Origin of the sequence: Saccharibacillus sp. WB 17 (assembly GCF_008634075.2) — a bacterium.
Taxonomy (GTDB): Bacteria; Bacillota; Bacilli; order Paenibacillales; family Paenibacillaceae; genus Saccharibacillus; species Saccharibacillus brassicae.
This window is the reverse complement of the sequence record NZ_VPFK02000004.1, coordinates 63,784-71,340: the sequence shown is the minus strand read 5'-3', so window position 1 is coordinate 71,340 and position 7,557 is coordinate 63,784. Positions and strand designations below refer to the sequence as shown.

The following is a 7,557-nucleotide window of genomic DNA, read 5'->3' as shown; positions in this document are numbered from 1 at the left end:
TAGGTTTGGTGGTGATGGCAGAGGGGTTCCACACGTTCCCATCTCGAACACGACCGTTAAGCCCTCTAGCGCCGATGGTACTTGGACCGCAGGGTCCTGGGAGAGTAGGAAGCCGCCAAGCCAAAGAAACCACTATCGATTTTAATCGGTAGTGGTTTTTCTTGCTTATTTTAACGTTGGTTTGAATCCGGATTTTGTAAATGCTATAATGAGTGATAATGTGAAATGTTCGATAAAGGTGAAAAAGATGAAAAAAATCGGGATCAAAGAGATCGCCCTGCACGCGGAAGTATCGACAGCAACCGTTTCGTATGTGTTGAATGGTACCCGTAACGTCAGCTTCAAGACCAAAGAAAGAGTACTGAAGGTCATTGAAGAGCTCAATTATATGCCGAACGATATTGCCAAAAGTCTCAAAAGCAACAAAACGAATACGATCGGGGTTATCGCGGAAGACATCACCGTTTTTAACGCGCCCGAAATCATCGACGGAATAAACGAATACGCCGAGAAAAACGATTTGCAGATCCTGCTGACGAACCTGCGTCTGCAAAAGCGGGTCGGGTACGATTACGCGAATACGGAAGCTTATCAGAAGCGGGCGCAGGAAGCCGTCTCCAGTCTTTTATCCAAGCAAGTGGAAGGTATTATCTACGTAGGCGTTCATGCACGCGATATTACGGGGCTGATCAATACGTACGAGAAACCGATCGTGTACACGTATTGCTATGCGGAGGGCGAAAGTTCTATCCAATACAACGACGAGCAGGCCGCGTACGATGCCATGACTTACCTGGTCGGCAAAGGACATACCCGAATCGGGATCATCAGCGGGTTGATGGATTCGATCCCTTCCAGGCTGCGGTTCAACGGCTACTACAAAGCGATGACCGAATTCCAGCTGCCGTTTGATCCGCAGTTCATACGAATCGGCAACTGGGGCTCGGAGTCCGGGTATCGGCTCACCGGCGAGCTTATGCAGCTTACGAACCGGCCTACGGCTCTTTTGATCATGAACGATTTGATGGCCGTAGGCGCTTTGAAGGCAGCTGCGGAACAAGGGGTGAGCGTACCAAGCGACCTGTCGTTGATCGGGTTCGACAACCGGGAATTTAGCGCATACTTGAGCCCCGGCATTACGACGATGGACGTTCCCCTGCACGAGATCGGCATTCTGGCCATGAAGACGCTGCGCAGCAAGATCGACGGCCAACCCGTTCCGGAGGAAGAAGCTCCTCTTTGCACCTTGATCGAACGGGAATCGGTCGCCCAAATCGAACCGGAGAAGCTATAGCAAGAGCATAGCTTCTTTTTTTTGCGTAAAAAAGTGGAGGTAGATGCCGCTCGAAGGGTTGGACTGGCCTAGACTCCGGGCTCAAAATAAACAAGTTGATCAAGATTTGACGCTGTGCTAGAATGAGTAAAATATTTAAACGTTTAAACACCGCAAATATAAGGAGGATACACTTGAGACATCTTTATAACGATACGTTTAAAATGGCTGTATCCGATCAGGGGACGGTCGAATCGTTGTTCCTGCTCGAAGACCCCGAACAGATGAACTGGGTCATCGATTCGGAGTATGCGGAAGAAGCCGGCTACGCGAATCATCATAAGAGCTTCGGAGAGTGGACCGCACAGGTCGACGGCGAGACGATCGAGAGCGTCAACTTGAAGCCGCATCTCGAAGGGGTGGGCGATCAAGCGGTAATCGTCACTTTTGCGCATCCCAAATTCGAGGTTCGCATGCAGTATTTGTTGACGGACGAAGGCGAGTGGACGTGGCATATCCGCTGCTCCAATCCGACGGGCGAAGCTGTTAACGTCACCGGGTTCCACAGCTGGTTTTCGCTGGCTTATATCATGTTCCGCGATCGCAGCGTACCCCGGAACATGAACCATTCCTGCGCGGTATTTCCGCATCTGGGCGGGGACTTCTCCAAATTCGCGGCCGTACGCAGAAGCGATGCGGCGCCTCATCTGGGCATCTACAGCACTGGCGAACGGGTGAGCGCGTTGGGGACGCACTGCAGCTATCTGAATCGCTTTTTGGATCAGGTCTCTCCTTCGCTGGACGGAATACTGTATCATCGGCTTTCCCTGGTGGAAGACGGCAGCTCCATGCCTCAGTCGGCTGAGCACGATTGGATCTACGGAGACGGCTACGCTTCGCTAAAGCTTGAACCGACAGAAGAGAAAAGATGGAGTTTCGTGTTTGCTCCTTTCGGCGATCAAGAAGAATTTTACCAAAAGGCAAAGATGTACGGACATCCGTACTGGGACTATTCGCCGGTTACGACAACGGAAGGAAAGTTCTGGGCCGAAGTCGAACTGCCGGAGCATAACGCCCTGCATGCCGTCACGCTGTTTGGTGCAGCTGCCGAATCGATAACCGAAACGGACCTTCTGCCGAAGTTCAAAGCCTTGAATACGGAAAAATCTAAACGTTTACGCATCGTCGTTCCGGTGAAGTCGGCGGGAGAGTTCAAGCTGGTCGCCGAGTTCGAAGACGGAAGGCGCGACGTATTGGTAGGCAATGTACTTGAACCGGTGCATCGGATCATGGAAGAGCGGGCACGGTGGTTATGCGACCACAGCTTCAACGGGATCGGCGGAGAGCGGCCGTACGCGTCGCTGCCATTGTCCAACCAAGGCGAATCGCTGGGCAAACTGACCTTTATTTTAATGAAAAACCGGTTGGCGCTTCCCGATCCGGCCCAAGTCCAAAAAGTCGAGTTGGCCGCGTTTTTCGACGTGAGGGATCATTGGTTCGAAAAAGGGCAGTTCGCGGTGCCGACACCGCTGTACGGTTCGTTCTATCGCATTTACGATTTCGATTATATCGGCCATGTCTATTACTTGCTGTCCAAGTTCGAACCGCCTTTGCTGCGCTATGCCAGTCCCGAGACTTATTTGAGTTGGGCGGCCGAAGTGATGTGCATGAGGCTTGATCCGGAGTGCCATTTGAACGTGCGCGAAAAAGAAGAGGCCCAGCTGGTCGGGGTATTCACTTTGTATATCGTCGATTTGTTGGAAGATCTGAGAACGCACGATTTGCTTCATCTGTACCATGAGCTGAATCGGCTGTGGGTACGATTTGCCGCCAAATTGAAGCAGGATTCAAGCCGGTACGAAGGAGCGATCACCGAACACTTTTACGACAACGCCGGATTTGGACTGACCTGCGAAGCCCTCTGCCTGGCCGGGCACCTCGAAGAAGCGGAACGGTATGCGCCTCTCGTTACCGCCAATATAGGGTTCAGCAACGACTACAGAGCAAATGCGCCGGACCGCTGGTGGGAAGCCCTGTCCTACATGAACCATTCCCTCTGGGGAGGATTGGTGGCCGGCGCCGCTCGCGCTTCCTATGAAAAGCTCGAAGACGTGCAGCTGCTCAAAGGCGGCTACCGAGCGACGATGGCGATGTTCAACTGCTATGACTGGAACGTCCGCTCGACGCCACGCCTCTTGCAGCGGGGAGAAGCCGCGTCCACGTACAGCATTGCCGCCCCGAATTTGAACATGCCGGAGCTTTCCCGGAACCGCTTCGGGCAGTCCATTTTCAAGCATTCCGACGATCCGCTGTTCAGCCATCTGTTTGCGGACGTCGAAGGCGACGATTGGGACATGGGTGAAGAATTGGTCGCTTATCTGCTTGGATTCGGTTCGACGACTTATCTGTATACCGATGACGAAGGAGAACTGAAATGCATCAACGGTTTTATCGAGCCTGCGGACAAAGGATGGGAGATTACGAGCTACGCCGCTTATCCGACAAGATACGTGATGCTGGAGAGAGGGCTTGGTTTCGTGTCGGCAAACGGAGAACTTCTCAACAAAATAAAGTTCGTCAACGGAAAATTCAAGCAGATCCATGCGGAAAATCCGAATACGGCTGCGATCGAAGCCAATCATTAATTTAATTGATCAGAGGTTAATAGTTGAACAAGTTCAAATAGTTATAAAAATAGTTTAAAAAGAGCATTTTCAAACGTAATAATCGGTGCTATACTTCCCTTGTAAACGCTACCAATCATGCAGGCAGACACTTCAGGCAGAGACAGGAGCGCTTCAAAAACGGAAGATCTTCTCGGTCCGAAAGATTCATATGGATGTTTTGGACAAAATCTAAACGTTTAACATTTGGTTTACGGGAGCTGCGACGGTCGGGACGGGGGATGGCAGGCAGGCGTTTTATAAAGTTTAGAGGGGGTCACGAACGATGAAAGCGGCAAAAAGACTGGGAGCAGGACTTATGGTTGGGGCGTTGATGTTCAGCATGCTGGGCTGCGGAAACACGGACACGAAAGCCGGGTCCGGCAGCGCGGGTTCCGACAACGGCAAGGTGAAGATTTTGTACTCGATGTGGGGAAGCGCGGCAGACGGCAGCAAAACGCAGGAAGTGGCGGACAAATTCAACGCTTCGCAGGATCGAATCGAAGTCGAAGTGCAGGCGGTTCCGTGGGAAAGCTACATGACCAAGTTGAATACGCTTGCAACCGCCGACCAACTGCCCGACTCGGGCATGATGAAGGAAGACGGCGTCATTCAATGGTCTACCGAAGGCATGCTGAACGACGTCAGCTCCATGTACGAAGGAAGCGAGAGCCAACCGCTTGAGAGTCTGGCTTACAAAGCCAACGGCAAGACGGTAGCGTACGCCGCGGCGAACGAAGTGCTGCTCCTGTATTACAACAAGGACATGTTCGACAAAGCCAAAGTTCCTTACCCGCCGGCCGTGCTCGACAAAGCCTGGACCTGGGACGACTTCGTGGCGACGGCCAAGCAGTTGACGATCGACAAAAACGGGAAGCATCCCGACGAGGCCGGATTCGATCCGCAGAGCATCGTGCAGTACGGCGCATCTGTCGAAAACCTGCCGTGGCAGCTGGAGACGTGGGCGCTGAGCAATGGCGGAGGCTATTACTCGGCAGACGGCAAGGAAGTTCGAATCGGGGAAAAAGCGAGCATTGACGCGATCCAGAAAGTCGCCGACCTGTACCTGAAAGATCACGTGGCGCCTCTGTCCGTCGGACAGACCGACGACGGCGTGCAGCGTACCGTCATCGCCGGTACCACCGCCATGGCTACGAATGGGGCCTGGAACGTGGGCACGAGCTTGAATACGGCCAAAGAAGAAGGATTGAACTACGGCGTAGCGGTGCTGCCTTATATGCAGGACAAAGTGACCATTAACACGGGCGGGGCCAACGTCATCTTTTCCCAAAGCAAGCATCCCGAAGAAGCGATGGAATGGTTGAAATGGTACAACTCCGAAGAAAACAACTGGTCGCTGATCTCTTCCGGCACCTGGATGCCTACGTTGGATAAATGGTACACCGATGAAGCGTTGACCCGCAAATGGGTCGAGAATCCGAACTTCCCGAAATACGAAGAATACAAATCGGCTGTCGTGGACTATGCACGTTCGTCCGCAGCAAGACCGGCCGCATGGTTCTATACCAATAACACGACAGACTTCAATACGCTGCTCGGATCGATCCTGGGCGATGTGTGGACCGGGAAGAAGAGTGCCGAAGAAGTCATCACGCAAAACCTCGACGCTTTGAAAGCCGCGCACGCCGGCAGCAATTAAATAAGAAGGCGGAAGGATCGCCGCTCGTTAATGAGGGCGGTCCTTTTTTTACGGAATAGAGAAAGGGGGAGCGCAATATGGGGACTCTTCGTAAAATCAAAAAAAGCGGGTTCCGAATTCTTTTTAGCGAGGCGGGCGTGGCGTACATCTGTTTGATTCCTGCGTTCGTAGGGCTGTTGTTTCTGACGTATCTGCCTCTGTTAGGCGTGGTAGGAATCAGCCTGACAAATTGGAGCGGGTTAAGAAGCCCCGATTTTATCGGCTTGGACAATTACGTCAGACTGTTCACGACCGATCCCTACATCAAGGATTCCATCATCGCGACGCTTTACTTCGCGGTGATCTCGGTGATCGGGAGCATGTTCTACTCGCTGTTCATCGCTCTGCTGCTCAATCGCAAAATACCGGGGAGAGCTTTTTTTAGAGCCGTCTTCTACGTTCCGTACGTGCTGCCGGCCGCTGCGGTCTACGTGGGATGGTCGTGGCTGTACGAAGGGAACTTCGGATTTTTCAACTATGTACTCTCCGAGCTCGGTCTGGATAAAATCTTGTTCATCGCCGACTCCAGTTACGTGATCCCGTCGCTGGCCCTGATTTCGGTATGGCTGTCGGGCAACTTGATCGTCATCTTTTTGGCAGGGCTCCAGAACGTTCCGGCGATCTACCATGAAGCGGCCGAGATGGACGGAGCCAACGGATGGCAGCGGTTTATTCATATCACGCTTCCTTCGATGTCGCCGATTATTTTCTACAACTTGTTGATGAGCCTGATCTTTAACATTCAGGTCGTTACGCCGGCGCTTGCTTTGACCAACGGCGGACCGGGCAATTCGTCGCGATTCCTGACTTATCTGATGTACGATCAAGCGTTTGTTAACCATAAGTTGGGGTATGCCAGCGCCACGACGGTCGTCATCTTCGTGATTCTCTCCGTCTTTACGTTCTTGCTGTTCAAAACGTCCAAACGCTGGATTTACAACGAAGGAGGCGACGACAAATGAGCACGGCCTCTTATACCCGCCTCACGAGCCAGAAGCGCAGAAAAAGAACGATGGACATTCTCACTTTTATCGCGGTGATTCTGCTTGCCGTAGTCGCTATTTTTCCGATTTGGTGGATCTTCCGAACGTCGCTCATGTCGAGTGCGGAAATCTATCGATACCCGCCTTCATTGTTCCCTGACAAGTGGCTGTTCTCCAATTACGAGAAAACGTTGGAAGTGTTTATGTTCTGGAAGTATCTGTGGAACACGATGCTGATCATCGTTCCTTCGTGCCTGGCGGGAACATTTACGGCGACGCTTTGCGGGTACGCGTTTGCCAGACTGAGATTCCGGGGGAAAAACTGGATCTGGACGCTGTGCATCGGCTCGATGCTGCTGCCTCCGATGGTTACGCTCGTTCCGCTGTATATCGGCTGGACGCGGGGCCTCGGAATAAGCGACAGCTACCTGCCGCTTATCATTCCGTACTTCTGCGGCGGCGGTGCCTTTAACATCTTCCTGATCCGGCAGTTTATGATGTCGATCCCCAAAGAGCTGGATCAAGCGGCCACGATCGACGGAGCCGGGTACTTCCGGATTCTGTTCAGCATCCTGATGCCCGCGATTCGTCCGGCGATGATCGTCATCGCCCTGTTCATCTTCATCGGGCTGTGGAACGATCTGCTGCAGCAGATGATCTATATCAACTCCAGCGAAAAATACACGATAGCGCTCGGATTGACCAACTTCAGGGGACAGCTGAAAAGCGACTGGGCTTTGACGATGGCTGCGACCTGCTTGTCTTTTGCTCCGGGAGTAATCTTCTACCTGATCGGCCAACGCTATTTCGTGGAAGGCATCACACTGACCGGATTGAAAAATTGATCGACAGAAGGCTCACCCTAGTAGCGCGTGGGCCTTCTATTATATGTATAGTCCACACAGTCGTCAGGTCAGGTCCAAAACGTCGAGTCCGTTC

Annotated in this window: 5 protein-coding genes and 1 rRNA gene; all 6 read left to right on the top strand. The window is 52.5% G+C overall.

All coding sequences use genetic code 11. The annotated features are described in order from the left end of the window. Window positions 1–4: 4 nt before the first annotated feature. A 5S ribosomal RNA gene (rrf, locus tag FTE24_RS01575) occupies window positions 5–121 on the top strand. Between the two features lie 126 nt (window positions 122–247). Continuing rightward, window positions 248–1,294, top strand: a complete 1,047-nt coding sequence (locus FTE24_RS01570) for a LacI family DNA-binding transcriptional regulator (protein ID WP_150235511.1) — start codon at window positions 248–250, stop codon at window positions 1,292–1,294. A gap of 173 nt (window positions 1,295–1,467) precedes the next feature. After that, complete coding sequence (locus tag FTE24_RS01565) at window positions 1,468–3,918, top strand: hypothetical protein (RefSeq protein ID WP_150235509.1); 2,451 nt, start codon at window positions 1,468–1,470, stop codon at window positions 3,916–3,918. Between the two features lie 304 nt (window positions 3,919–4,222). After that, the gene (locus FTE24_RS01560; RefSeq protein ID WP_150235507.1) at window positions 4,223–5,596 is read left to right on the top strand and encodes an ABC transporter substrate-binding protein; all 1,374 of its coding nucleotides are present in this window, start codon (window positions 4,223–4,225) and stop codon (window positions 5,594–5,596) included. Between the two features lie 77 nt (window positions 5,597–5,673). After that, window positions 5,674–6,597, top strand: a complete 924-nt coding sequence (locus tag FTE24_RS01555) for a carbohydrate ABC transporter permease (RefSeq protein WP_150235506.1) — start codon at window positions 5,674–5,676, stop codon at window positions 6,595–6,597. After that, complete coding sequence (locus FTE24_RS01550) at window positions 6,594–7,463, top strand: carbohydrate ABC transporter permease (RefSeq protein ID WP_150235504.1); 870 nt, start codon at window positions 6,594–6,596, stop codon at window positions 7,461–7,463. Before FTE24_RS01555 ends, FTE24_RS01550 begins: the two co-directional genes overlap by 4 nt. The last annotated feature ends 94 nt before the right edge of the window (window positions 7,464–7,557 follow it).